Here is a 25,475-nt window from a genome sequence, read left to right on the forward strand (position 1 = left end):
ATGTAAGGGAAATGCCCGCCGATCACAGCACGCGATTGGCTCCCATGTAGCGATCATGCCAGTAACCGCTCTTCATGGTCGCGACCGCGACGCCCTGGCTGCTCGTGGCACTGATGAAGTAACCGTCACCGAGATAGAGCCCGGAATGAGAGATGCCTTCGGCATAGGTCTGGAAATAGACAAGATCCCCGGGCTTCAGTGCGTTGACAGATACCTTGCGGCCCGCACTATACTGTTCATCCGCTCCGCGGGGAAGAACGATGCCCTTCCGGTTGAATACGTACTGGATGAAGCCGGAGCAGTCGAAGCCTCTGGGTGTCGTGCCGCCAAACTGGTACGGTACGCCGACATATTTCTTTGCTTCTTCCATGATGGCTTTCACTGTCGAAGACATCGCGTTTTCATGGTGCCACTGAACGGTCGCATCATCGATGCCCATAAAAGCCTTGTGATTCGCCTCGTGTCCGGCCTTGCGTGTCGATTTCTCCGGCGCCCAGCTCATTGCCTTTCCCATCAGGGCTTTGTATGTCGCAGGCCCCACGATCCCATCGACATCCAAATGCTTTTTGAACTGGAATTTCTTGACCGCAGCCGAGGTCTGGCTGTTATAGTTACCGTCCGCTTTCAGGCGGTAGCCATTGGAGATCAGCCGACGCTGAATGTTCTGCACTTCCGGTCCTCTGGAACCCACCATGTAGTCTGCCATCGAAATCTGCCCCGCCCCGAAAGCAAGAAATCCTGCTAGGAGCAGTGCGCTGCACTTTTTCTTCATACGCTACACTTCCTTCATCCTATTTTCTTCTATCGCTATCCGTCTATTCGATTGTCAGTCTCAATTTCCTTTCTATTGTAACATAATTGTAAGAAATCGAAAAGGGGAAAACAGGAGAGGTCGGGCCTTCCCCGTCAATTCTTCTCTCCCTTGTCAAAGAGATCCTCACGGCTTTCTCCGTACACTTTTCCGCTGATGAAGTTCCGATCCACCATCATCTCGATGTGATAATGCGGATTGATCGAGAGAAGCTCTTTCTGGAGTGCCTGGTAGATTTCCCGATCTGTCTTTCGGCATGCGCCCTTGAGCTGGACTTCGAAGGAGATATGAATGGTATCTCCCTGTTCTTCGGCGAAGAAATCATGGTAGGACAAAGGCAGGCCGGAGCGGTAAATGGCTGCTTCCAGATCGCGCTGGTACTCGCCTTCCTTCGGATTCGATACGGCTTTCGGGTCTGCATGAATGGTCGCCTGCACCTTGAGCTTCTCGCGAAGGGTGGTCATGACATTTTCAGCCAGCTCATGGCTCTCGACGAGACTCAGATCGCTGTCTAGCTCGACATGGGCCGTGGCAAAATGGTTCTCCGGCCCATAGTCATGGACAATGAGGTCATGGACACCATAAACGCCCGGACACTGAAGGATCGTATCCTTGATCTCCTTGTACAGCTCTGCATCCGGTGTCGACCCTAAGATATCATTCACCGCCTGCTTCATGATGCCATAGCCGGTCCAAAGGATGAAGAGGGACATGATGACGCCCATCACACCATCGATGTGCCAGCCGAAGAAATATTCTACGAGCGTCGCGACAAGGACACCTGCCGTAGAAAGCATATCCGAGAGGGAGTCAGCGCTGTAGGCCAGAAACGAATCCGAGGAAAGCCTTTGGCTGGCTCTTTTATACCACCATGCCAGGAAGAGCTTCCCAATGAGGCCGAAGACCAGAATGCCGGCGACAAGCGGCGTAAAGTGGGTATCTTCCGGATGCAGGATCTTCTCGATGGATTCCCTTCCGAGTGTGATCCCCACATAGAGGATGACCGCTGCCATCACGGTCGAATTGATATACTCCAGACGCCCATGTCCGAAAGGATGCTCTGTGTCAGATGGTTTCGCGGCATAGTAGAAGGTCATCATGAGCAGGAGCACCGAGCCCATATCAGTGATGTTATTGAAGCCATCCCCCATGACAGAGAGGAAACCGCTCTGCCAGCCGATGAATACCTTCACACCGCCAAGGACAAAGTTCACGGCCAGACCGACAAGCCCGACAAGGATCGCCTGCTGTGTACGCGATGCCTTGCCATCAGTAGAAAGGATTTGCATAGATCGTAATCTCCTATAAAAAAACAAATGTGACATACCAAGCTGTGAAGTCAGCAAAAACAATAGAAATGGAGCGCGTAATGCCTACGAGGATATCGGCATCCCTCGCTTTCGCTTGAAATGACAGAAGCGGGGAAAGCGGCATTCTCATTGAGTCGCTAGCTGCTTTCACTCGTGTGTTTTCCATGTCCGATTCTAATATAAATGAAAAGCCCCCTCATATATGCCGATGCATGTACTCCTACCCCCTATTCGACGGACTGCCTAAAAATTCCCCATATACGCCAAAAGGCTCTCCATAGGGAGAGCCTTTTTCCATTCTGGAAAAGCGCGAGGACGGATCCTCATGAGTTATATTTGTCAAAGTCAATGTCATTCAGGATGTCGCGAAGCTTCATCAGTTCATCCTTCGTCAGCGTCAGACCTTTGGTCATTGCGGTGTGTTCTTCATTCCAGGAACGCAGATCGAACTTTTCGCCTCTATTATTCCAGCTGGTATAGGTCAGCTGTTTTTTCCATCCATTGGAAGCCGTGGAGAGATCCCCGAGCTCTTCTTGAATCGTATACGTAATCTTTGCAGCCATTTTTTCACCTCATCAATCATGATCAAGGAAGTTATTCTTCCACACTAGCGCTATGGTAACATAATGAGACAAGCGTTGCAAGGGGAAACGCAGAGGATGAGAAAGACGGTGAGAAAAATGTTCTTTGCATCGGTATCTAATGTCAAAAAAATCAACAAAAAAGAGCCGGAGGGCCAGCTCTTTTTCTTATTCACACTGTTTGCTTTCGACCCAGTTCTGGAAATCATACTTGCCATCTCTGGAAACATAGGCGAGCTGTACAGGAAGAGAGACAAGTCCGCCCTCTTCTCTGCCGCCGATATACAAATGATTCCACCGGCTTGAGACGCCTGCCACATCCTTGTACGCCACCGGCATGTAGAGCGCACGAAACGTGATGTAGTAGTCAAACGTGAAAAAGGACCAAGGGACTGCCACGAGCAACTTCTTTTCGCAAATGAGCGCGACCGGGTGATGCACGCGGTTGATCCGCCACAGACAGAAGAAGATCACGACCACCGCCAGAACGTAGAAAAGGAATTGATCCTCATCCATCGCCCAGATCACCGCAGCGGCCCCGAGCAGCACATACATCAGTGAAAGCGTGACGATGTAAACTTTCGATCGATAACATTCCCACAGCACTTTCCCGTAAATCTCTTCATTAAACCTATCCATCGTCTCACCTTCCTTCTAAAACCTATTCTTTTATCACCACGGAATATGCCTAATTGTACCGAAACAAAGGACAAAATGCAAACTCATCGCCTTCCGATCGGCTGCCATGGCGACCTCGATCGAGGAGATCCGAAGATCGCATCATAGCGCACCCATTCTCTGGCATCCTTTTCCGTCCATTCTCTGGAAGAAGGCACGGACTTTTCTTCCGTCGGAAGCGTCCCTTCTCGATGTTCACACTTCTCTTTCACCGGCACCGGTTTCTCTCTGACATAGGCCTGCATTTGTTCCAGGCGTGCTCTTTCCTGCATCGAGAGATCCTGCGCTGTCGTCACTTTCTTCTTCTTTATTGTAGCAGAAAGAGGGGGCTTTGGTAAAGGTTTTTCATGATAGACCGGCTTTTCCATTTCGTCCGGCAGATCCAGCTCTTTTCCCTCTTCCTGCTTGCCCCAGGTGGTGAGGATCTTCTTGCGAAGCGCTTGGTAGTCATACTCGCCATCCGTATCAGCAGCAGAAGGCGGCACGCTTTTTTCCTCATGCGGAATATCCGGCGGCATATTCACCGGCGGCCTCTTTCGCCTTCTAAAGAGTGCCTTGTAGAGGAAGAACCCCCAGATCAGGAAAAAAATAAGATGGAAAGGCTCGAATGACATACCATCACCTCCCTGAAAAAAACGGAGGAAGCCCTTTCTGCGACTTCCTCCTTATACGGTCTCTCGGAAGAGAGATCCCCGATCAGCGTTTCTTTAAAGCCTCGATCGCTGCTTTGCGATCCGGCTTTCCGAAGACGGATGAGCCTGCGACAGAAATGGTGACACCAGCTTCTCCGAGTGCGAGGATATTATCCGGTGTGACACCGCCATCGACTTCGATATCGAGCTCATCCCGATGCATGGCCTTCGCCATGTCCTTTAATCTGCGGATCTTATCGAGTGAGTAGGAAATGAATTTCTGTCCGCCAAAGCCGGGATTGACAGACATGATGAGAACGAAGTCCAGGATGGGCAGCAGCTCTTCGATCATAGAGAGCGGCGTCCCCGGATTCAGCGCGATGCCGGCCTTCATCCCCTTTTCCTGAATGGCATGGACGAGGCGGTCATGATGGACGGCCGCTTCCGCATGGAAGGAGACCATCGCTGCACCCGCCTTGGAAAGATCATCGAAGTAGACTTCCGGATGCTCTACCATGAGATGCACATCGAAGGGAAGTGTCGTATGTTTTCGGAGCGCTTTGATGATGGGGCATCCGAAAGTCAGATTCGGCACAAAGTGACCGTCCATGACGTCCAGATGGACAAGATCCGCGCCGCCCCTTTCGATATCCTTCAGTTCGGATGCAAGATTGGCAAAATCAGCGGATAAAAGAGATGGTGCGATTTTCATAAAAACCTCCTCGCTTCAGATTCTTTGATTTCTTCTAACAGATGGAGATAGGACAGATACCGTTTTTCCTGGATATCGCCGCGTTTGACGGCATCCCGGACGGCACAGTCCGGTTCCTTCGCATGCATACAATTGCGGAAACGGCATTTCCCGAGAAAAGGACGAAATTCGCGGTAGAGATAAGCAAGATCGTCCGCTTTGACATGAAGCACATCCAGAAGCGTATAGCCCGGGGTATCCATCAGGAAATGACCATTCTCAGTCCGGACGAGCTCAGCGTGTCGGGTCGTAGTGCGGCCGCGGCCGGTGTGCCGGCTGACAGCACCTGCCTCGAAATGGGTACAATCCAGGAAGTGATTCAGCAGACTGGATTTCCCGACGCCCGAAGGCCCTGAGAAGGCAATGATGGGTCCCTGAAAGGCAGCCTTGAGCGTCTCCAGCCCCTCACCGGTCACCAGCGATGTCAGGATGCAGGAATAGCCCGCTTTTTCATAAAGAGCCTGCACCTCTTTGGCGGCGTCCCTGGCCAGATCGCATTTATTGATCACGAGCAGCGGCTCGATGTCCTCATTTTCTGCCATGAGGATCATTTTGTCGAGGATAGCAAGCGAGAGATCCGGCGTGCGGATGGCACTCACCAAGACGAGTTGGTCGACATTCGCGACGGGCGGACGATGCAGGGCATTTTTTCGGGGATACACCTTCGTGATGACGCCTTCACTGCCGAGCCCTGTCTCATATTCGACAGCGTCCCCTACGAGGATATCGGTTTTCCGTTTCAGCCTTCCCCTCGAACGGCAAAGAGTAAGCTGCTCCCCCTCTCCCGCGATCGAGAAATAGCCGTTCTGGTTCTTAAGAATGATTCCTTTCATCAAAGCTCCCTGTCCTGTACGACGGAGCCGTCGATAACGACCTGTACGCGCACGCTGCCGCTACCGGAGACGTCCTTGCTGACGGTGCTCCCCGGATTTGCCTTGGCGCTGTATACCGTATGGCGGCCATTGTCATCGGTCACAAGGATGTCGACCTGCCGCGGATTTCCGCCTTTCGGGATAGAAATATTCACCGTCCCGTTCTTCTTCGCCTTCTGCTTGGCGGCGACAGTCAGGTTCACGACCGTATCAGACTTTGTCTCACCGGCCGCCGGGTCCTGCGAGACGACCACCGCACTCGCATCATCGATCGAGCTGCCATCGCTCGACGTGATGGTGCCGACAGCCAATTTCAGAGAAGAAAGTGTATTCTTCGCATCTGAAAGCGTCATGCCGACGACACTTGGAATGCTGACCTTCTGCTTCATATTGATGACGATATTGACACGCGTCCCTTTCGTCGTCTTGCTGCCCGGCTCCGGACTCTGGGAAATGATGATCTCCGACGGCTTATCAGGATCATTGCCATTTTCGACAGCTCCGATCGTGAGTCCGAGCTTATCGAGACGCTCCTTTGCCTGAGAAAGAGTGAGTCCCTTGAGGTCAGGGATCAGCATCGTAGAACCGCCCTTGCTGACCGTAAGGTGGATGATGCGCTTTGCCTTGACATTTGTCCCTGCGATCGGCGTCTGAGAAATGACCTCCCCCGCAGGGACGTCATCACTGGCGATCTCATCGACAGATACCTTGAGATCGAGCTTCTTGAGCGTCGTCTGTGCGACCTCGACAGGCTTGCCGACGACATTGGGCACGGTGACATTCTGGCTGCTCCAGAAGCTGCCGAAGGAGAAGAAGGCCCATGCAAAGCAGCAGACGAAAAGGAGCGCCATGCTGATCCAGATGTATTTCTGCGGCATGTTGCCGATGTAGTTCAGGATCTTGCTTTCTTTGGATATTTTTTTCGGCTTCCGTTCCGCCTTGTGGATCGGGCGCGTCATCGCTGTAAAGTCATGCGAAGCCGGCTTGTAGATGGTCGTGGTGAAGCCCTGCGCGATTTTCAGCTCGGAAATAAAATCCCCCACCGTATCATAGCGTTTGTTCGGGTCTTTCTGCAGCGCCGTCAGAAGGCACTCTTCGAGCATGGGAGAGATCGCCGGATTGTACTTCGTCGGACGCGGCACATCCCCCTGCATATGCTTGAGCGCGATGGAGACAGCGGTTTCTCCTTCGAAGGGCAGATGATGTGTCAGCATTTCATAGAGCACGATACCAAGAGAGTAAATATCCGTCTTTTCCGTGATCTTATCTCCGGCCGCCTGCTCCGGAGAGAGGTAGTGTACCGAGCCTAAGATGGACTGCTTGTCGATGACGGTCGAAGAATTGATGGCGCGTGCGATGCCGAAGTCAGTGACCTTCACCTTGCCATCTCCCGTGAGAAGGATATTGTGCGGCTTGATATCACAGTGGATGATGCCATTATCATGCGCTTCTTCGAGCGCATTTCCGATGTCGATCGCGATACGGACTGCCGTATCGATCGGAATGCTCGGATGTGACTGGATGTACTGCTTCAGGGTCTGACCTTCCACATACTCCATGACGATATAGTGGATATCGCCATCACAGCCGACATCATAGATGCCGACGATATTCGGATGCGTGAGCTTGCCTGCGGACTGTGCTTCATGGCGGAAACGCAGGACGAAGTCTTCGTCTTCTGCAAAATTGCCGTGCAGGATCTTCACCGCTACGACACGATCCAAAAGGATGTCCTTGGCCATATAGACATCAGCCATACCGCCAGAGCCGATCTTTTTGATCAGCTCATATCGTTCGTCAAGAATCTTTCCTATCATTGTTTGCTCCGTCTCTTGCTTATTGTTATTGGTCACGGAAATCTGAGAAATCGCCGATTCCACTATGGGATCAGTAGTTCCCTGAAGGGAGCAGCCCAGAAAAAACACGGCCGCTTTGCATCCGTTCCTCAGTTCTCATTCAAAAAGTGCCAGAATGACCGACACATTATCCCTTGCACCGGCGGCATAGACAAGCTCCATCAGCCTATGACCCAGCGCGTCTATGTCCGTCTGCTCTTTACGGGGGCTCTCTCCGATCACACGAGAGAGAGTATCATCCTCGATCATGCCGGAAAGACCGTCGCTGCAGAGGAGGATCAGCGTCCCCTTACTCACCGGAAAGCATCCCGTATCCACGGAAAGCGGCCGCTCGATACCGACCGCACGTGTGATCTCATTCTTTCTGGGATGCAGACGCATTTCCTCTTTAGAGATCTTACCTTCTGCTACCAGCTGCATCACGAAGGAGTGATCCACCGTCACTTGGGAGAGACTGCCATCCTGCCAGACATAAAGGCGGCTGTCTCCCACATGCGCCCAGAAGACCTGTCCCTCCGAAAAGGCGCACACGACCATCGTCGTCCCCATCGAAGAGAGGGCTGGCGTCTTCGTCTTTTCAGAGAGGATCGCATCATTCGCCGCCAGTACGGCTTCTTTCATGAGCGCTTCCGATACCGGTTCTTCGCATTTTCTCCGGAAAAAATCCTCTGCGGCAGAGACGGCAAGACGGCTGGCAAGCTGCCCGCCATCATAACCGCCCATACCATCGGCCAGAAGATATACATCTGGTACAGAGAGCGAGATCGCATCCTCATTGACCTTCCGCACCAGACCGACTTTTGATTCCCCGTAAGTAAGTATCATACCCTGCCTGTCTTATCCAGGGAAATACAGACTCCGATCGGGCATCGATCCGATCCGTATTTCCCTTGGAAGGCACAGCGTGATGAAGAACTCCATCCCTGTGTCTTCCTTTAAATCCTCTTTACTGCTTCCAAAGACGCAACAAAGAGAGTGAAATAAGATTTGTACTAATACTAGCATTTTGCAGGAACATAGTCAATTTGGATTGATGACCAAGTGGGAAAATCATGGCTGCTTTCCCGCGAAGGCCGCCCACCAGTGGGAATTTTCATCGGGTATACCGCGCCGAGTGGGAATGAAGCGAAGCACGGAAGCGGTATCATCTCCCGATGCCTCTTTGCTGCCTCTGAAAGCTCGGCATGAACCCCCAAATATATGCTCCCCGAATTTCTAATCTGGTGTTCTCTTGTTCGCCCCTTTGCCGTGAAGTAATATAATTTCAGAGATGAGAGCGACGAAAAGACCGATGGAATGGAGGATTGATGTCCATGAGAAAAGCCGTAATGATTCTGATCGCAGCCATTCTTTTATGTGGCTGGAATGTCAATGCAGACAGCATGGCCGGCGAAGAGACGTATGAGATCGTGACTATACAGGACAATGATACACTCTGGGATATAGCAGCAAAGAAAGTCGATGATCGGATGGATGTACGAAAATACATCTACGAGGTGCAGCAGCTGAATCATCTGGGCGATGCATGCATACTGACGCCGGGAAGCAAGCTGAAGCTCCCTGCCGTCAAAGAGTGATCCGCCAGAAAAGCGGTCAAGATCTAGGGAAACGCTGATTCAATCGCAGCCAATCAAAAAGCCAGTGGGTGTGAAAAAGTATTCACAGCCACTGGCTTTTTTGATTGGCATAGAAAAATCAGCCGACAGAAACGAGCTCGATCTTGAAATTCAGCTCCTTGCCTGCCATTTCATGATTCGCATCGAAAGTGATGGTCGTATCGGTCTTGGCAGTGACCTTGACAGGGAAACGCTGCCCCATCGGGCCGGAAAGGTACACTTTTTCTCCGACTTCCAGCTCTTCGGATCCCGGCATCTGCTTCTGCTCGATGGTCAGGATGTTGTCCGGATCCGGCATGCCGTAGGCTTCCTCCGGCATCAGGTGGATATTCTTGATCTCTCCGACTACCATATCCTTGACCGCTTCATCGAAGCCTTTGATCATCTGGCCAGCACCGCAGAGGAATTCGATCGGATCTCCTCTGTCATACGAGGAATCAAACTTGGTGCCGTCGTTAAAGGTACCTTCGTAGTGGACTTTGACTTTTTTGTTCGTGTTGCTCATGATGGTTCTCCTTGTAGATAAATAAATGTAAATGAACAGCGCAGCGTTTATTCCGTGCCACCTCCAAAGGAAGGGGGGAGCGCGGAAGGGTGCTGCCTCATTTCTTGGGAAACACTGATTAAATCGTTGTCAGATTATACTCTTGAATTTTTATGCATAGCGAGGAATAACCTGACGCGAATAGCGAGCTATTTAAGGAAGGTTATGACGAAGCTATGTATAAAAATTCTTGTAGAATCTGACTCTGCGATTTAATCAGCGTTTCCCTTGTTTTACCGTCCTGCTCGTTTTAGAAATTCGTCTTCATCGATGACAGGGATGCCTTTGGCTCTGGCTTTTTCCAGCTTACTGCCGGCATCCTCTCCGGCAACGACAAGCGTGGTCTTGTTCGTGACAGAGCTCTGGGTATCACCGCCCTGCTGCTTGATGAGATCCGAAGCTTCACGGCGGCCCATGCGGGTAAGCTTGCCGGTCAGTACGACCATCTCGCCCTCGAAAGCGCCGCCCGTATGTTCTTCTTCGATTTCCTCCATCGAGACGCCGGCATTGCGAAGCTTGTCGATGATCATGAGATGCTTCATGTCATGAAGATAATCGAAAAGGCTGCCTGCGATGACTTTGCCGATGCCTTCCGTCTCCTGTATATCGCTCGCGTCGGCCTCCATGAGCGCGCTCATGGTATGGTAACGCTTCGCGATGAGCTCGGCCCCTTTTTCACCGAGGAAACGGACACCCAGTCCGAAGAGGAGCTTTGCAAGGCCGCGCCCCTTGCTGTCCGCGATGGCGGCGATGAGATTCTGTGCGCTCTTTTCCCCCATACGCTCGATCTGTTCGATATCTTCCTGCTTCAGGGTATAGAAATCAGAGGGATCATTCACGAGATGGTAAGCGATCAGGCTGTCCACAACGGAGGGTCCCATGCCGTCGATATTCATCGCATCACGCGAAGCAAAGTGAATGAGCTTCTCACGGACGACACCGCCGCATTCAGGATTCGTGCAGCGGAAAGCCGCTTCGCCTTCGATGCGACTGACCGCGCCGCCGCAGACAGGACAGACCGCAGGCATTTCGAATGGCAGCTCTGTGCCGTTTCGCTTCTCCTTCAGGACCTTTGCGACCTCCGGAATGATCTCTCCGGCCTTGTAGATGAGGACATAGTCTCCCTCACGGATGTCTTTCTCCCGGATGAAGTCCAGATTGTGCAGCGTCGCACGCTTCACGGTCGTCCCCGCAAGATGCACCGGCGTAAGGTCGGCCGATGGTGTCAGCACGCCTGTCCGCCCCATCGTGACGACGATCTTCTCTATGCGCGTCTCGGCTTCTTCCGGCGGATATTTGTAAGCCATCGCCCACTTCGGATCTTTGACGGTCGCTCCCAGCGCACGCTGCTCGCTGAAATCATTCACCTTGATGACCATGCCATCGGTATCATAGCCCAGGTCATGTCGCTTTACTTCCCACTCATTCACCCCTTCGATGACTCCTTCGATGGAGCTCCATTTCCGATAGTTCGGATTCACCTGAAAGTGGAAATCGGAAAGCTTCTTCAGCAGTTCCTCCTGACTTTTGATCTCCATGCCTTCGATGTCTCCGAGCGCATAGGCAAAAAAGGCCAGATTCCTTGACGCCGTCACATGGGGATCGAGCTGACGCAGAGAGCCTGCCGCCGCATTGCGGCAATTCGCAAAGGGCATGATGCCCGCCTCATCGCGCGCTTCATTCAGTGCGATGAAGGATCTCCGCGGCATGTACACCTCGCCGCGCACCTCCAGATAGGGCGGCGCATTCTCGATATAGAGAGGAATGGTGTGAATGGTCTTTACATTCGCGGTCACATCTTCCCCCACGCGGCCATCCCCTCGTGTCAGACCCTGGATGAGACTGCCGTTCTCATAGATGAGATTCATGGAAAGTCCGTCGATCTTCAGCTCCGTGATGTACTCCACATGGTCTGCGCCAAGCCCTGCCTTCACGCGGCGGTCAAAGTCCCGAAGCTCGTCCGCATTGAATGCATTCGCCAGCGAGAGCATGGGCTTTCTGAAGCGCACCTTCCGGAAATCATCGGACGCCTTCCCGCCGACACGCTGCGTCGGAGAGTCCGGTGTCACCAGCTCAGGATATGCTTTTTCCAGATCCACCAGCTTCCGGTACATATGGTCGAATTCAAAATCCGAGATCTCCGGCCGGTCCAGCACATAGTACAGGTAGCTGTGATGGCGGAGCTCTTTTTTTAGTTTCTCTGCTTGTTCTTTGATGTCTTCCGGTACCATAGATATTTCCTCGTATACAAATACAGCACAAAAGTTGTCGGGGTCAGGTTTAGCCTTCGGGGCGTATCGCCATTTGATTGCGCCCTAAAGAGGTTCAGCAGGTTCAATGGGTTCAACGGGTGATGTGGCGGCTTCGCCGCAAGTATATATGGAGCGATGCCCGAAAGTGAAATTCAAGTCACTAGTCACTCAAGGTTCCTAATCCCTAGCTTACTAGCAACTAGTCACTCATTTCCCTTCGTGATTGGTGCAAAAGCGACCATCAGCGAACGCATCTTATTTCCCGGAAATTCGATTTTCAGGATCATATTTTTCCCGCTGCCCGTGACAGAGACGACCTTGCCCTTGCCCCACATGGTATGGACAGCGGTATCACCGACCTGCCAGTCATAGCGCGCGCTCACTGCCTTCGGCTTCAGCTTCTTGACGGGAGAGGCGGCTTCTGAGAGGGCGAAACGGCTCGCTCTTTCATTGCGGCTTCTTTCCTGGAAATGCACGCGTTCACGATCTTCCTCCGTGATGACCTTATCCACAAGATCCGGCGGGATTTCCTCGATGAAACGGCTCGGCATGTACGAATTGATCTTGCCGTACATGGTACGCATGTGTGCATTGGACATATAGAGCTCTTCCTTCGCACGCGTGATCGCCACGTAGCAGAGGCGGCGCTCTTCTTCAAGAGCCGCAGGCTCCATGAAGGAACGGACACCCGGAAAAATGCCTTCATCCATGCCCGGCAGGAAGACGAGCGGGAATTCCAGCCCCTTCGCACTATGGATGGTCATCAGGGTGACGCGGTCGTCTTCCCCTTCATAGGAGTCGACATCGTTTACGAGAGCGACTTTTTCAAGGAATTCTGCAAGTCCGCCTTCCGGCTGCTCGGTGATGAAGTCTTTCGCGACAGAAAGCAGCTCGCCCAGATTTTCCTCACGGCTCTGCGCCTGCGGATCCTTGCTCTCCTGCAGCTGCGCGAGATACTTCGTATCTGTCATGACCTTCTGAATCAGCTCGAAAACATTCATTTCCGTGGACGCATTCAGAAAATCAAAAATCATCGCAGAGAAATTCGTAAGCTTGCGCTGCGTAGCAGAAGAAAGCCCACTGCCCTCGATGCCCATGATGCCCTCGAACATCGACATGCCGCCGGCATTCGCATAGTCCAATAGCTTCTCGACCGTCGTCCCTCCGATGCCGCGCTTGGGTGTATTGATGATGCGGGCCAGGCTGATATTATCCTTGAAATTATTGATGACCTTCAGATAGGCTAGCATGTCGCGGATTTCCGCGCGGTCATAGAAGCGTGTCCCGCCGACCATCGTATAGCCGATGCCGCGTCTGACGAGCGCTTCTTCGATGACACGCGACTGCGCATTCATGCGGTAAAGGACTGCCATATCGCCATAGGGGCGATGCTTTTCCATATGCTCTTTCTGCATCGTTTCGATGATGAAATTTGCTTCCGCATGTTCATCAATCGCGGTGTAATGCTTGAGATGCGTACCGGCATTATTCTCTGTCCACAGACGCTTCGACGGGCGATCCGGATTGTTCTGTATCACCGCATTTGCCGCGTCCAGGATCGTCTGCGTCGAGCGGTAGTTCTGCTCGAGCTTGATGAGCTTCGCCTTCGGATAGTCCTTCTGGAAATCCATGATATTCCGTAGGTCCGCGCCGCGCCAGGAATAAATGCTCTGATCCGCATCACCGACCGCACAGATATTCTGCGTATCCCCTGCGATGTACTTCGCCATCAGGTACTGCGCATGGTTCGTATCCTGATATTCGTCAATCAGGATATAGTGAAATCTGTCCTGCCAGCGCTTGCGGATGGTCTCGATGGAGAGCAGCTTCGTCGTGATATATAAGAGATCATCGAAGTCGAGCGCATTGTTCTCCTTCATGTGCTTGTCATAGAGCTCATATACATCCGCCGCTTTCTGGTTGAAGAAATTGCTTCCTGCCAGCTCTCTGTACTTCTTCGGATCGATCAGCTGGTTCTTCGCAGAGGAGATCCGGTTCTGCATCGCATTCGGCTGATACTGCTTATCATCCAGATTCAGCTCCTTCAGGCAGTTTTTCACCAGCGTCTTCGAGTCATCCGAGTCATAAATGGTGAACCTGTCCGTATAAGGCGGATAGGAAGCGATCTCACGCCGAAGGAAGCGCGCACCAAAGGAGTGAAAGGTATACATCCAGATGCGGTCCGCAGCAGGTCCCACCAGATTGTGTACACGTTCTCTCATTTCCTGCGCCGCCTTGTTCGTGAAGGTGATCGCGAGGATTTCATTCGGATAGATCCCCTGCTCAAGCATGTATGCGATGCGGCAGGTCAGAGCTTTCGTCTTGCCGGATCCGGCGCCTGCCATGATGAGTACAGGCCCTTTCACCGTCTCGACCGCCTCCCGCTGCCGGGGATTTAATGTATTTAGATAGTTGTTCATGAGTCGTCCTTTTCATAGTAGACAGGGATTGGGGAATAAGGTTCAGCGAGTTCTATAGGTTCTGTGATTTTCAGCAGGATATGTTTGCCTTGCGGAAAGCGCAAACCAGCCTCCTTCTAAAGGAGGGAGGGAGAACCACACCTCCATCCCTCATTAAGAAAAGCCCATATGACTTTCGTCGTATGGGCTTTTATGCACTCGATCTCCTTATTCAGCGTAAGCCTTCAGAAGGAACGGAGCGACCTGTTTCTTACGGGACATGACTTTCGGCAGATATACAGCGCCGTCTTCTGCTTTTTTGCCGAATGCCTTTTCTGCGGTCTCTTCTGCGCCGGAGGTGAACCACAGATAGGTATCTTCTGCGAGGATATCCGTCACCATGAGGTAGGAAGCCGCATAGCCTTTGGCAGCCTTGGTGGCTTCCAGAGCGGCCATGATGTCCGCCTTCTTCGCATTGATCGGAGCGAGATCCATGACGGAAATCTGTCCGCAGCTGAAGGTCTTACCAGCGGATTCGAATTCCTTGGTATCGTTGCCGGCGAGTTTTTCCGCCGAGTAGTCAGAAATGTCTGCGCCTGCTTTCAGCATATCCATGCCGTACTTTTCATAGTTGACACCGGCGATTTCTGCAAGTTCTCTAACTGCGGTCTTATCTTCTTCGGTCGTGGTCGGGGAACGGAAGAGAACGGTATCGGAGATGATCGCAGAAAGCATCATGCCGGCGACAGCCTGAGAAGGTTTTACGCCAGCAGCCTTGTAGAGCCCCCAGATGACGGTATTCACGCAGCCCACCGGACGGACGAGGATGAAGATCGGATTCGTGGTTACGAAGTCACCGATGCGATGATGGTCAATGAGTTCCAGTACATCGGCCGCTTTGGCCCCGTCGACGCACTGCTTGGATTCATTGTGATCGACGAGGATGAGCTTCGTGCCGGTTTCGACTTTTTCGAGGTATTCCGGTGCTTCTACCTTGAAATAGTCCAGTGCGTAGCAGGTTTCTTTGTTCGGTTCGCCCGCTCTGGCAGCGACGGCTTCCACGCCCTGCTGCTGCTTCAGGTAGGAATAAGAAATCGCAGCCGCAATGCTGTCGGTATCTGGGGATTTATGTCCGATGACGTAAATTTTGCTCATGATTGAAATGCTCCTTTACCATGCAAAATGCAATAAAATTCCTTCCCATTATAGCATGATTGACCATCTGCGTATAGAGAGAATGCAGGAGCAAAAGACTAGGCGGCAGGAGATCAGATGCGACTGGTGACTAAAGATCTCAAGTGCTTAGGGTGTGGCAGCGGAAAGTCCGACGATTTGCGCCGTATAACTATATCTCATTTCTGCTCCCTGATGCTTTTCGCCCTCTAAGACCCCATAGAAAGAGCGAAACCTGTCATCCTTCCCCATCACTTTCTCAGCTTTGCATTCCACAGCTGCTCGTAGAGATACCCTGCCCCGCGAAGACCACACTGCGGGAGATCGGAAAAATGAACCTCGTCATGTGACGGAAGTGCGATATGGAAGCCGGTGAATGATCTTCCCATACGCCGGAGCAGGTGCGTCTCGTGGGAAGACGAGAGGACAAGTCCTCCCTGCCAGTCTTCGTAATCCTTGGCGATCTCCTTTTCATTTTTCATGACGACACGGATCGCATCTGCTGCCGGCGTTGATTTCTTTGTCTCACACTGGGCATGGATCACGAGACGCGCGGTATCGATCCATTCGCTGCGGATCGTTTCAGCAATGCCAAGTGCTTCCGACGGCGGCGCTGAAATGAGGACGGCATCAAACCAGAGCGGTCCCCAGAGAGACTCCAGATTATTGCCTTTTCGAAGCAAAAATTCTTTCAGCTTCGCCGCCTCATGCGAGGCGCGTGTCAATTCGCCCGCCCTCAGCTTTTCGATGATTTCCGAGAGCCAGGCCATCGTACCGTCCGTCCCGTAAGGAAGGCCGCAGGACATATACGGCGTCCCGAAATCCTGCTCCATCTGTTTGGCGAGCGAGAGCCCCAGTTCATCTCTCACGACGATGTTGAGAGATGCCGAAGGAGCACCCATGATGTCGTCCCAATTGCTTCCGCCGCCCGGCATAGAAATCACGCGGATGCCGCACAGAGAAAGCAGCCGCCGGATTTCTTCTGCATCCTCCCGTCCCTTCATATGAACGGTAGAGAGCCCAAGCACATTGACGGAGGCAGGGATCTTCTCCTTCGTTTTCATTTCCTTTTCGATGCGAAGAGAGGCTGCGGAATACCCTGCCTCAAAGCTTCCTTTCATGCCGCCGCTGTCCATCGCATAGACCGGCCATGGGAGATCCATCTGGTCGGCGATGCCCTGCACATCGTCACCGACAAGACTGACGCTGCAGTTGTTCAGGGCAAAGACACGCTCGGGCTTCGCATAGGTCTCTATACTGGAAAGCCCCTTACACAGATCATCCTCCGTCCCGTAAACAAGAGAATTCGGGCCCACCTGTGTACAGGAAAAGCGCATGGACGCCATCGGATTCTCATTATCCACATATTTCATCGCATAAAAATAGCACCAGAGCGGGCCATTCACCACCGTGAAGCTCCCTGGGATAGAGTCAAAGAATGCCGCTGATCCCGTCAGCGCACAGGTACTGCCGTGGTGGCAGGCTGCTTCCCACTCAGACCGTGACATAGGCGACGCCCCCTTTCTTCCCATAGCGACAAAGCAGCCGATACATCGCGCGAAGCTCTGCGATCTCCCCCTCCGTGCCAGTCAATGGCACCATCGGGATGAAGAGCTGCCGCGCTTTCGTATTGTAGATCTCATTCGTTGTAAGGAGGATGTCACAGGCATCCATCACCGCCTGTCCCTCCCGGCTGTCATAGATCGGGATGTCTCCCACAGCAGCGATTTCCTCCCGCAGGATCTTTTTGTCGTCCTCCGTCAGATTATCGAAGAAGACGATCCCCGAGCAGGCAAGGTGCAGGCGCTCGATGCGGGCGAGGGTCTCCCGCGGATGATACCAGCGCGGACCGCGGCCGATCCCGATGACTGCTTTCTTTCCCTCCGTGACAGGCAGGAAAGACGAGGTCGCATGATCGATGCGTGCCTCTTCTTCTCTGATGATTTCCTCTCCCCGTTCCTTTTCATGGAGGAAATCAGCCAGCGCGCAGATCCAGTCCTTCGTTCGCTCCCAGCCGACCGGGTATACGTCTCCGAGTGTCGGCACATCATAGGTATCCTTTAAGAGCTTGGCGATCTTCATCATGCCGCCAAGCTGTCCCACTGTTCCTAAAAGGATGGAAAAGTCAGCCGAAGGAATATCCTTCCACTCCTCAAAAGGCACATACCCGGGAAACTGCCACTTCACCGTAAGACCGAAACGGGAGAGCAGCCGCTTCACTTCACGTACATACTGCCCTTCCGGACCCATCTGATCCCCGAGAAGCAGCACGCGCCCTTTTACGCGCTTCTCTTTCCGGAAGAAACGGCGAATCATCATCTCTGTTGTCTGATAGTAGGCATCGGAGTACTCCCCGCCCAGAAATCCTGCAAACGGCATGGGAATGACAGGAATGCCATAAGAGGCTTCTGCCGCTGCCGCTTCCTGCTCGATATCATCCCCGATGACCCCTGCCACACAGGAGGAAACGATCCATACGCACTTCGGGTGATAGGTATCCATCACATAGGAAATACAATCAGAGAGGCGATCGATCCCACCAAAAATGCCATCTTTTTCCCGCAGATGAGAAGACACGAGCGGGATCGTCTCACGGTTTTCCTTTCCTCCGTCCGCCATGACACGGAAGCCGGACCCCAGATCCATGGTGGAAGCCACATGTGCACAGCCGATCGGGCCATGAAAAATGACGACCACGCCGGGGCAGAAGGCGAGCGAGCGGTAGACGCCGACCAGCGTGCAGCTGCACGATTTTGATTTCGACAAAAGCCATTTAGTCTTGAGTGCCATAGGTACCTGCCAATTTCTCCAGCTCATCAAATGTCATCGGAGTCGGGATGGAAAGCTCCGTGTTCTCCCAGATGGTCTTCGCAAGAGCTCTATATACATCCGCCTGAGAAGACTCCGGAGCATATGATAGCACCGTCTGCTTATGATTCTCCGCCAGATTCACGATCTTATCCCGCGGAATGAAAGCGACGAGGCGGGTATTCAGCTTCTTGCAGAATTCGGTCAGAAGTTCCTTTTCGCCGGGCACATTGCGACTGTTTCCGATGATACCTGCGAGACGCACCTCTCCCCTTGCCGCAAAGCGGCGAATGCCCTTGGCGATGTTATTCGCCGCATAGAGAGACATCAGCTCGCCGGAGGAAACGATATAGATCTCCTTCGCGTATCCTTCACGGATCGGCATGGAAAAACCTCCACAGACGACATCCCCGAGGACATCGTAGAGCGTTACATCCATATCAGGGATGGCTTTCATTTTGTCCAGAAGCTGCAGTGCGACGATGATGCCGCGTCCCGCACAGCCCACCCCCGGCTCAGGCCCGCCTGCTTCGACACAGATGATATCATGAAATCCTGTATGTACGATATCCTCCTTGCAGATCTCATCAGGATCCTTTCTCCGCACCTGATCCAGCACGGTCTCTTTACAAATATGTCCTAAAAGAAGACGCGTCGAGTCATTCTTCGGGTCGCACCCGATCTGGCAGACCTTCTTCCCCATGAGGGAGAGTGCCGCTGACACATTGGAAGCCGTCGTGGACTTTCCGATACCACCTTTTCCGTAAAAAGCAATTTTTTTCATAGGATTCACTCTCTTTACTCAGGAAACACGGATCCGATCTCTGGCAGAAAAAGCCGCATTCCCATAAAACCTGCCGGCACAAGGCCAGCTGCTATCAACCTTTATATTATTATAACAACATTAAGAAAGATTAAGCAAGGTGGAGGACATAAAAAAACAAGAAAGAGCTGACAGCGATCTCATCATGATCCTCTTAATTCTAAACCGCAATTTCCAAAATACTCCGCTTTCCGCGCTAATTTCCAAAAAATATTTTCAATAAAAAGGTAAAATTCATTTGACTTTATCTTAACGTTGTACTAAACTAGGGTCATGCGAAATACAGATGAAAGAAAGGAAATCGAGTGCATGGGAAATACTCGACTCACCTCTTCTCTGTATGAATCCCGACAATCGGGAATTTTTAAAGGAGTGATTTTTCATGAAAAAAAGTCTGAAAACTGTTCTGTCTGCATCTATGGCAGCTCTGTGTGTATTTGGTTTCGGCATGTCCGCCAATGCATATGAACTGAATCCGGAAGTCAAGGATGTAACCCCGGCTCTTCGCGAAGCTTCCACCGTCGGTGTATGGACTGCAGAAAACCCGGCTATGAAGAATGCACCAAACAAAGATGCTGTCCTCGTCATGACCTTCGGTACCACCTTCACCGATACCAGAGCTAAAACTATCGATGCTGTAGAAGCAGCCATCCAGAAAGCTCATCCGAATGTACCGGTATTCGAAGCATACACTTCCCATATCATTATCGACCGTGTCAAAGCCAATGAAGGCATCCAGAAAATGACCCCGGAAGAAGCTTTCAAGAAACTGCAGGATGAAGGCTACACCCGTGTTGCTGTTGTTTCCCTCGACGTCATCCCAGGCATGGAATATTCCTATGACTCCGTCGTCACCAAGATGCAGGTTCCGCATTTCAAGAAGATCTCCCTCGCTACCCCGCTGATGTACTTCCAGGGCACCGAAGGTGAACCGGATCAGGTCGTTGACTTCCTGAAAGCTCTGTCCTCCCAGTTCCCGAAGATGGGTAAACAGGACGCTACCCTGATCATGGCTCACGGCACTCCACATCCGGGCAACGCTTACTACAGCGTCATCCAGGATCGTCTGCATGAACTCGGCATGAACAATGTCTTCGTTTACTCTGTCGAAGGCCGTCCGAATCTGGAAGATGTCATCCCGAAGCTGAAAGCACAGGGCTACAAACATGTCACACTGATGCCGATCATGATGGTTGCTGGCGATCATGCAAACAATGATATGGCTGGTGATGAACCGGACTCCCATAAGAGCATCCTGAAAGCAGAAGGCTTCACCGTTGACACCTATATCCATGGTCTTGGCGAAAACGCAAACGTTCGCGGCCTGTATGTAGATCGTGCAACCGAAGCTATTGAAGCTCTGCAGAAATAATGAAATGTGCTATACTAATGCAGAGATGATGTCTCTTCATTAAAAAAACGCTCTTACGTCATCTCGGCGTAAGAGCGTTTTAGTATGTTTTCGCTATTCCCCATTATCTCCAAGGAGTCTTCTTATGAAAAAAATTCTTGCATCTATCGCAGCGGCTGCCCTCTGCCTCTCCCTTTCTGCCTGCGGCGGCAGCGGTCAGCCTGCTTCCTCCTCCGCCCTCTCTTACACCTATAAAGACCAGACCATCAGCATGAAGGCCGCTCCTTCGCGCATTGTCACATTGTCTGCGCCACTCATCAATATGGCCTATGCTGTCGGAGGCACCTCCATCGCGCGCCCAGAGACCACGAGCCCGATCCCGGAAGAGGCAAAATCCCTCCCCACCATCGGGCATGTGCAGAATATCAATATGGAATTTCTGGTCGGCATGAAGCCAGACCTCGTCATCGGAGAAAAGACGCAAAACAGCAAGCTCGAGTCTCTTCTGAAATCGAGCCAGATCCCCTACGTCCTTATCCAGTACGACGGCATCCATGACAATGTGCCGCTTTTGAAATTCATGGGTGAACTCTATGGTAAAACAGACAAAGCCAAAGAAGTGATCGACACCTACGAAAAAGGTGTCAAAGCAGTCATGGATAAAGCGGCCGCTGAAAAGACCCCGGCGAAAGTTGCTGTCCTTCGCGCTACAGGGAAATCTGTCACAGCAGAAACTCCGAAGTCCATCTGCGCTTCCATGGTGGATATGCTGAAAATGAATAATATCATCACCGCCCACAAGGACCTGAAGCTCGACAGCAAGACTGTTCCCTATTCCTTAGAGCAGCTTTCCGCTGACGATCCAGATGTCATCTTCATTGTCACCATGGGCAAGCAGGATGAGATCAACAAATCTCTCGATGACTCGATGAGAAACAATCCTGCATGGGCACACCTCAAAGCCGTACAGGAGAATCACGTCTACTTCTTAGAGCCAAACCTTTTCCTCATGAATCCGGGAATCAAGACCCCGGAAGCACTGGAAAAGCTGTACCAGCTGACCTATGGGAAATAGTGGGAGCTAAAGGAAACGCTGGTTAAATCGCAGAGTCAGATTCTACAAGATTTTATACATAGCTTCGTCATAACCTTCCTTAAATAGCTCGCTATTCGCGTCAGGTTATTTCTTGCATGCATAAAAATCCTAGAGTAAAATCTGACAACGATTTAATCAGTGCTTCCTTAGGGAGTAGGGATGTCGTCATTCCCTTTATTCTCCTTCCGGATAGAAAGAGGATAAAGGGATAGTTCTGCCTTCTCCTTCTTTCAACATAAAAAACGCCGAGAAATCGCTATACGATTTCTCGGCGTTTTTTTTCTAATCCCCAGCTGCTGATTCCCAGTCACCCGTCCTCCCCCAGATTTCAGGCATCACTCTTGCTAGATTTTAATCTGTTACACGCCGGTACATTATATCATAAATGTATGAACCGCTCCTGTGAAAAACAAAAATGAATGCCTGGGCATAGTCACTCATCTCATCATACAAAAAGCAGCGCCTACACACTGCTTTTTGTATATTTTATTCCTCTTCTTCATACGCTCTGATCTCTTCCATCAGGGCATCAATGAGCTGGTCTTCCGGGACGGATCGGAGGATCTTTCCTTTGCGGAAGACCAGGCCACTGCCTTTTCCGCCGGCGATGCCGAAATCTGCCTCCCTGGCTTCGCCCGGACCATTCACGGCGCAACCCATGACGGCGACTTTGATGGGTTTCTTAAAGTGAGAGATCTTCTCCTCCACTTCTTTAGCCATCTCGATGAGATTCACCTGTGTGCGACCGCATGTCGGACAGGAAATGAGGACTGGGCCATACTGCTGCATGCCCACGGAGCTCAGGATTTCCTTCGCTGCTTTTACTTCCTTCATCGGATCATCGGTCAAAGATACGCGAATGGTATCGCCAATGCCGTCTAAGAGCAGGCTGCCGATCCCAATGGCTGACTTGATCGTCCCGCGATAGAGCGTCCCGGCCTCCGTCACACCGAGGTGCAGCGGATAGTCCACTTTTTCAGAAAGAAGGCGGTTTGCCTTCACCATCATCGGGACATCTGAAGACTTCACAGAAATCACGATATCATAGAATCCTTCCGCTTCGAGGATGCGGACATGAGAGAGTGCGCCTTCCACCATGCCTTCCGCGGTCGGATGTCCGCCATGTGACGCAAGGATGTCTTCCGGAAGGGAGCCTGCATTGATACCGATACGAATGGGGATATGCTTTTCTTTCGCCATATCCACCACCTTCACAACGTTTTCCCGCTTACCGATATTTCCCGGATTGATGCGAAGAGCATCGATCCCCTGCTCCATCGCCGTGAGTGCAAGACGGTAGTCAAAATGAATGTCTGCGACCAGCGGTACATCCACTTTCGCTCGGAGTGCGCCCAAAGCTTCTGCTGCCTTTTTATCCGGCACGGCGATTCGGATGATATCTGCGCCCGCCTGATGCAGGGCCTGGATCTGCGAGGCAGCGACGTCCGTATCGAGCGGACTGAACGTACTCATCGACTGGATCGCAATGGGCGCGCCCCCACCAATCTTGACACCGCCGACAACGACCTGTCTGGTATTTCCCATTTGAATCTCCTTTTCGTAGTGGTTTACATGAATATATGGTTTAGAGTCAGGTTTACCTTCCTAAAAACGTCCTGTCCTTATCAGCGCCGAATGGAATGAAAGTCGTGCGAGAAGCCTACGATAAGAGCATATCCCTCTGAATCCGCTTTTCCTACATCAGCGCGCTGATATCATGGAAGAGTGCATAGAAGAAAATCGCCCCCAGTATGGCGATCCCGACCGATTGAATATAAATCAGCGCTTTCTCCGGCAGCTGCCGCCCGAGAATGGCCTCCAAAAGAATAAGGATCAAATGTCCGCCATCAAGAAGCGGGACGGGAAGTATATTGAGAAGTCCCAGATTCAGACTAAGAAGGGCGATAAACATGAAGAGCGGCATGACCCCGTAAGATGCCACCTCCCCTGACATGCGAGCGATTCCGATCGGACCGGATACTTCCGCACGCCCCGTGCCCGTTACCATATCATAAAGCCCCGCCGTCATCATATGCAGCAGATCAGCGGCGCGTCCCAACCCCATGGCAATGGCTTCTGTCATCGTGGTTTCGTGGTGTTCCACATAAGGGGTGATCCCCATGATGGCACGGCCATCGGGCTGCACCTCGGGGATGATCGTCACCTGTCTCATCGTACCCTCGTGGTCGATTTCCATGGAAACCACCCGATTTCCCTTCTCTTTCAGGGCTTCTCCGATATCCGTCCATTTCACCATAGCCTTCCCTTCGATGGAAAGAATGGTATCTCCGGGCGAAAGATGCTGCTTCTCTGCCGAACTCCCCGCAAGTACGGTACCGACTTTGGGTAAATTCGGGAAAGTATTATAACCTTCAATCTTGAAAGCAGAGATGAAGATCAAAAGGGCGAGAAGAACATTGAAGAGCGCGCCCCCCACGATGACAAGCAGCTTTGCCCATGTCGGGCGCTGGTTGAAAGCGCGTGGGTCATCCTTATTCTGATCATCCATGCCGGCGATCTTATTAAATCCCCCCAGCGGAATCAGACGAAGGGAATAGAGCGTCTCTCCCCATTTCTTTGAAACGATCACAGGGCCGAAACCGACAGCAAACTCGATGACCTTCATACCCGTCCACTTCGCCATGAGGAAGTGCCCGCCCTCATGGACGATGACAACAACGGCAAAGACAAAGATCGGAGCCAGTATCGATGAAATCATAGGCATTTCCTCGAAATGAATGCATCTGCCAGCGCGCGAGCCTTACGATCCGATGAGAGTACACTGTCATAAGAAACGACAGGCTCTGCACTCCAGTGCGAGAGCGTATCTTCCACCACATCGAAAATGGAAAGGAAGGAAATCTTCCCAGCGATAAAGGCGCGGATGGCCTCCTCATTGGATGCGTTGAAAGCGACGCCGCCGTCTCCCCCCATTTCTCCTGCTTCGTAAGCCAGCTTCAGCGAACGGAAGACTTTCATATCGGGCTTAGCGATCAGGATCTGCGCGATTTCATTCCAGTCCACGAAAGCATGCGATGGCGAAGGCAGGCGGTCCGGATATGTCAGGGCGAACTGGATCGGAAGCCGCATATCCGGCAAACCGATCTGTGCCATGATGGTACCATCGACATACTCGACCATCGAGTGGATCAGGCTCTGCGGCTGGACAATGACTTCAATATCCTGATAGTCTACGCCGAAGAGCCAGTGCGCCTCTATGACCTCAAGCCCTTTGTTAAACATGGTCGCAGAATCGAGCGTCACTTTCGTCCCCATGTTCCATGTCGGGTGCTTCATGGCATCTGCAACCGTCACCTGTGCGAGCTCTTCTCTTGTCCTGCCGCGGAAAGGACCGCCAGAAGCTGTGAGAAGGATTTTATGAATGCCTTTCTGATCCTGCCCGATCATACTCTGGAAGATGGCAGAATGCTCACTGTCCACCGGACGGATCAGCGTATGATTCTTTTTCGCTTCCTCAAGAACAAGCGCACCGCCTGCGACCAGCGTCTCTTTGTTTGCAAGAGCCAGCTCCTTCCCCGCGCGAATCGCTTCAAGCGTCGGAAGAAGTCCTGTAATGCCGACGACTGCTACAAGGACAAGGTCGACATCGTCTCGCTTCACGACCTCAGAAAGAGCTGCCTCGCCGATCAGCACATCCGCATCGCCATTATAGGTTTCCAGAAATTTTTTCCCCGCATCCTCATCAGTGATGACGATGGCATACGGATGAAAGAGCGCAGCCTGCTCCTGTAATTTATCGATACTCTTGTGCGCAGCAATGACGGCCGCATGAAAAAGATCCGAATGGAGACGGATCACGTCCATCGTCTGGGTTCCAATGGAACCCGTGCTGCCCAATACAGCGATTTCTTTCATAGAAGACTCCTTTCGGGGAAATATGAGTGACAGTTTGACTGTGGAG

The 25,475-nt window shown here is 52.0% G+C and carries 22 protein-coding genes; 3 read left to right on the plus strand and 19 right to left on the minus strand.

All coding sequences use genetic code 11. From position 1 onward, the window contains the following. Positions 1–22 precede the first annotated feature (22 nt). The 9 genes from ACGG9R_RS05295 to ACGG9R_RS05335 all read right to left on the minus strand — a co-directional run bounded on the left by ACGG9R_RS05295 (position 23) and on the right by ACGG9R_RS05335 (position 8,316). Positions 23–772, minus strand: a complete 750-nt coding sequence (locus ACGG9R_RS05295; RefSeq protein ID WP_390152351.1) for an NlpC/P60 family protein — start codon at positions 770–772, stop codon at positions 23–25. 134 nt (positions 773–906) lie between these two features. Continuing rightward, the gene (locus tag ACGG9R_RS05300; RefSeq protein ID WP_390152354.1) at positions 907–2,100 is read right to left on the minus strand and encodes a cation diffusion facilitator family transporter; all 1,194 of its coding nucleotides are present in this window, start codon (positions 2,098–2,100) and stop codon (positions 907–909) included. A 344-nt stretch (positions 2,101–2,444) separates the two neighbouring features. Then, positions 2,445–2,684 (minus strand): YdbC family protein, encoded by a 240-nt coding sequence (locus tag ACGG9R_RS05305; protein ID WP_022106099.1) that lies wholly within the window; start codon positions 2,682–2,684, stop codon positions 2,445–2,447. Positions 2,685–2,870: 186 nt separating this feature from the next. Beyond that, on the minus strand, positions 2,871–3,341 hold the full coding sequence (locus tag ACGG9R_RS05310) for a hypothetical protein (RefSeq protein ID WP_022106098.1): 471 nt from the start codon (positions 3,339–3,341) through the stop codon (positions 2,871–2,873). An 83-nt stretch (positions 3,342–3,424) separates the two neighbouring features. Then, entirely contained in the window at positions 3,425–3,994 is a 570-nt protein-coding gene (locus ACGG9R_RS05315) for a hypothetical protein (protein WP_390152358.1), read from the minus strand. 82 nt (positions 3,995–4,076) lie between these two features. Then, positions 4,077–4,724 (minus strand): ribulose-phosphate 3-epimerase, encoded by a 648-nt coding sequence (gene rpe / locus ACGG9R_RS05320; protein WP_390152361.1) that lies wholly within the window; start codon positions 4,722–4,724, stop codon positions 4,077–4,079. Continuing rightward, positions 4,721–5,596: a ribosome small subunit-dependent GTPase A gene (gene rsgA / locus ACGG9R_RS05325; protein WP_390152364.1), complete on the minus strand. Its 876-nt coding sequence runs from the start codon at positions 5,594–5,596 to the stop codon at positions 4,721–4,723. The genes rpe and rsgA overlap by 4 nt, the downstream gene beginning before the upstream one ends. Continuing rightward, a complete protein-coding gene (pknB, locus tag ACGG9R_RS05330; RefSeq protein WP_390152367.1) occupies positions 5,596–7,452 on the minus strand; it encodes a Stk1 family PASTA domain-containing Ser/Thr kinase in 1,857 nt (618 codons plus the stop codon). Before pknB ends, rsgA begins: the two co-directional genes overlap by 1 nt. A 135-nt stretch (positions 7,453–7,587) precedes the next feature. Beyond that, entirely contained in the window at positions 7,588–8,316 is a 729-nt protein-coding gene (locus tag ACGG9R_RS05335; RefSeq protein ID WP_390152369.1) for a Stp1/IreP family PP2C-type Ser/Thr phosphatase, read from the minus strand. A gap of 488 nt (positions 8,317–8,804) precedes the next feature. Here ACGG9R_RS05335 and ACGG9R_RS05340 point away from each other — a divergent pair, with 488 nt between their 5' ends. Further along, entirely contained in the window at positions 8,805–9,068 is a 264-nt protein-coding gene (locus tag ACGG9R_RS05340) for a LysM peptidoglycan-binding domain-containing protein (protein ID WP_390152373.1), read from the plus strand. A 118-nt stretch (positions 9,069–9,186) separates the two neighbouring features. On the opposite strand, the gene ACGG9R_RS05345 is transcribed toward ACGG9R_RS05340, so the two are convergent. The 7 genes from ACGG9R_RS05345 to ACGG9R_RS05375 all read right to left on the minus strand — a co-directional run bounded on the left by ACGG9R_RS05345 (position 9,187) and on the right by ACGG9R_RS05375 (position 19,067). Then, complete coding sequence (locus tag ACGG9R_RS05345) at positions 9,187–9,612, minus strand: peptidylprolyl isomerase (protein WP_390152375.1); 426 nt, start codon at positions 9,610–9,612, stop codon at positions 9,187–9,189. Between the two features lie 272 nt (positions 9,613–9,884). Next, complete coding sequence (gene ligA / locus ACGG9R_RS05350; RefSeq protein WP_390152378.1) at positions 9,885–11,882, minus strand: NAD-dependent DNA ligase LigA; 1,998 nt, start codon at positions 11,880–11,882, stop codon at positions 9,885–9,887. A 224-nt stretch (positions 11,883–12,106) separates the two neighbouring features. Next, on the minus strand, positions 12,107–14,323 hold the full coding sequence (gene pcrA, locus ACGG9R_RS05355) for a DNA helicase PcrA (protein ID WP_390152381.1): 2,217 nt from the start codon (positions 14,321–14,323) through the stop codon (positions 12,107–12,109). A 207-nt stretch (positions 14,324–14,530) separates the two neighbouring features. Continuing rightward, entirely contained in the window at positions 14,531–15,457 is a 927-nt protein-coding gene (locus tag ACGG9R_RS05360; protein ID WP_390152384.1) for a manganese-dependent inorganic pyrophosphatase, read from the minus strand. A gap of 269 nt (positions 15,458–15,726) precedes the next feature. Then, positions 15,727–16,983: a nitrogenase component 1 gene (locus ACGG9R_RS05365; RefSeq protein WP_390152386.1), complete on the minus strand. Its 1,257-nt coding sequence runs from the start codon at positions 16,981–16,983 to the stop codon at positions 15,727–15,729. Further along, on the minus strand, positions 16,970–18,265 hold the full coding sequence (locus tag ACGG9R_RS05370; RefSeq protein WP_390152389.1) for a nitrogenase component 1: 1,296 nt from the start codon (positions 18,263–18,265) through the stop codon (positions 16,970–16,972). The genes ACGG9R_RS05365 and ACGG9R_RS05370 overlap by 14 nt, the downstream gene beginning before the upstream one ends. Beyond that, on the minus strand, positions 18,249–19,067 hold the full coding sequence (locus ACGG9R_RS05375; RefSeq protein WP_390152391.1) for an AAA family ATPase: 819 nt from the start codon (positions 19,065–19,067) through the stop codon (positions 18,249–18,251). The genes ACGG9R_RS05370 and ACGG9R_RS05375 overlap by 17 nt, the downstream gene beginning before the upstream one ends. A gap of 421 nt (positions 19,068–19,488) precedes the next feature. On the opposite strand from ACGG9R_RS05375, the gene ACGG9R_RS05380 reads away from it, so the two are divergent. Together ACGG9R_RS05380 and ACGG9R_RS05385 are read left to right on the plus strand one after the other, a co-directional pair. After that, positions 19,489–20,478 (plus strand): sirohydrochlorin cobaltochelatase, encoded by a 990-nt coding sequence (locus tag ACGG9R_RS05380; protein WP_390152394.1) that lies wholly within the window; start codon positions 19,489–19,491, stop codon positions 20,476–20,478. A gap of 124 nt (positions 20,479–20,602) precedes the next feature. Further along, positions 20,603–21,532, plus strand: coding sequence for an ABC transporter substrate-binding protein (locus ACGG9R_RS05385; protein ID WP_390152397.1), 930 nt, complete (start codon positions 20,603–20,605; stop codon positions 21,530–21,532). 507 nt (positions 21,533–22,039) lie between these two features. On the opposite strand, the gene ispG is transcribed toward ACGG9R_RS05385, so the two are convergent. The 3 genes from ispG to dxr all read right to left on the minus strand — a co-directional run bounded on the left by ispG (position 22,040) and on the right by dxr (position 25,429). Next, on the minus strand, positions 22,040–23,131 hold the full coding sequence (ispG, locus tag ACGG9R_RS05390; RefSeq protein ID WP_390155098.1) for a flavodoxin-dependent (E)-4-hydroxy-3-methylbut-2-enyl-diphosphate synthase: 1,092 nt from the start codon (positions 23,129–23,131) through the stop codon (positions 22,040–22,042). Between the two features lie 118 nt (positions 23,132–23,249). Next, positions 23,250–24,272, minus strand: coding sequence for an RIP metalloprotease RseP (gene rseP / locus ACGG9R_RS05395; RefSeq protein WP_390152400.1), 1,023 nt, complete (start codon positions 24,270–24,272; stop codon positions 23,250–23,252). Continuing rightward, positions 24,269–25,429 (minus strand): 1-deoxy-D-xylulose-5-phosphate reductoisomerase, encoded by a 1,161-nt coding sequence (gene dxr, locus ACGG9R_RS05400; protein WP_390152402.1) that lies wholly within the window; start codon positions 25,427–25,429, stop codon positions 24,269–24,271. Before dxr ends, rseP begins: the two co-directional genes overlap by 4 nt. Between the last annotated feature and the right edge of the window lie 46 nt (positions 25,430–25,475).

The sequence above is a fragment of the Dialister sp. i34-0019-2H8 genome, from assembly GCF_042846925.1.
GTDB lineage: Bacteria > Bacillota > Negativicutes > Veillonellales > Dialisteraceae > Dialister.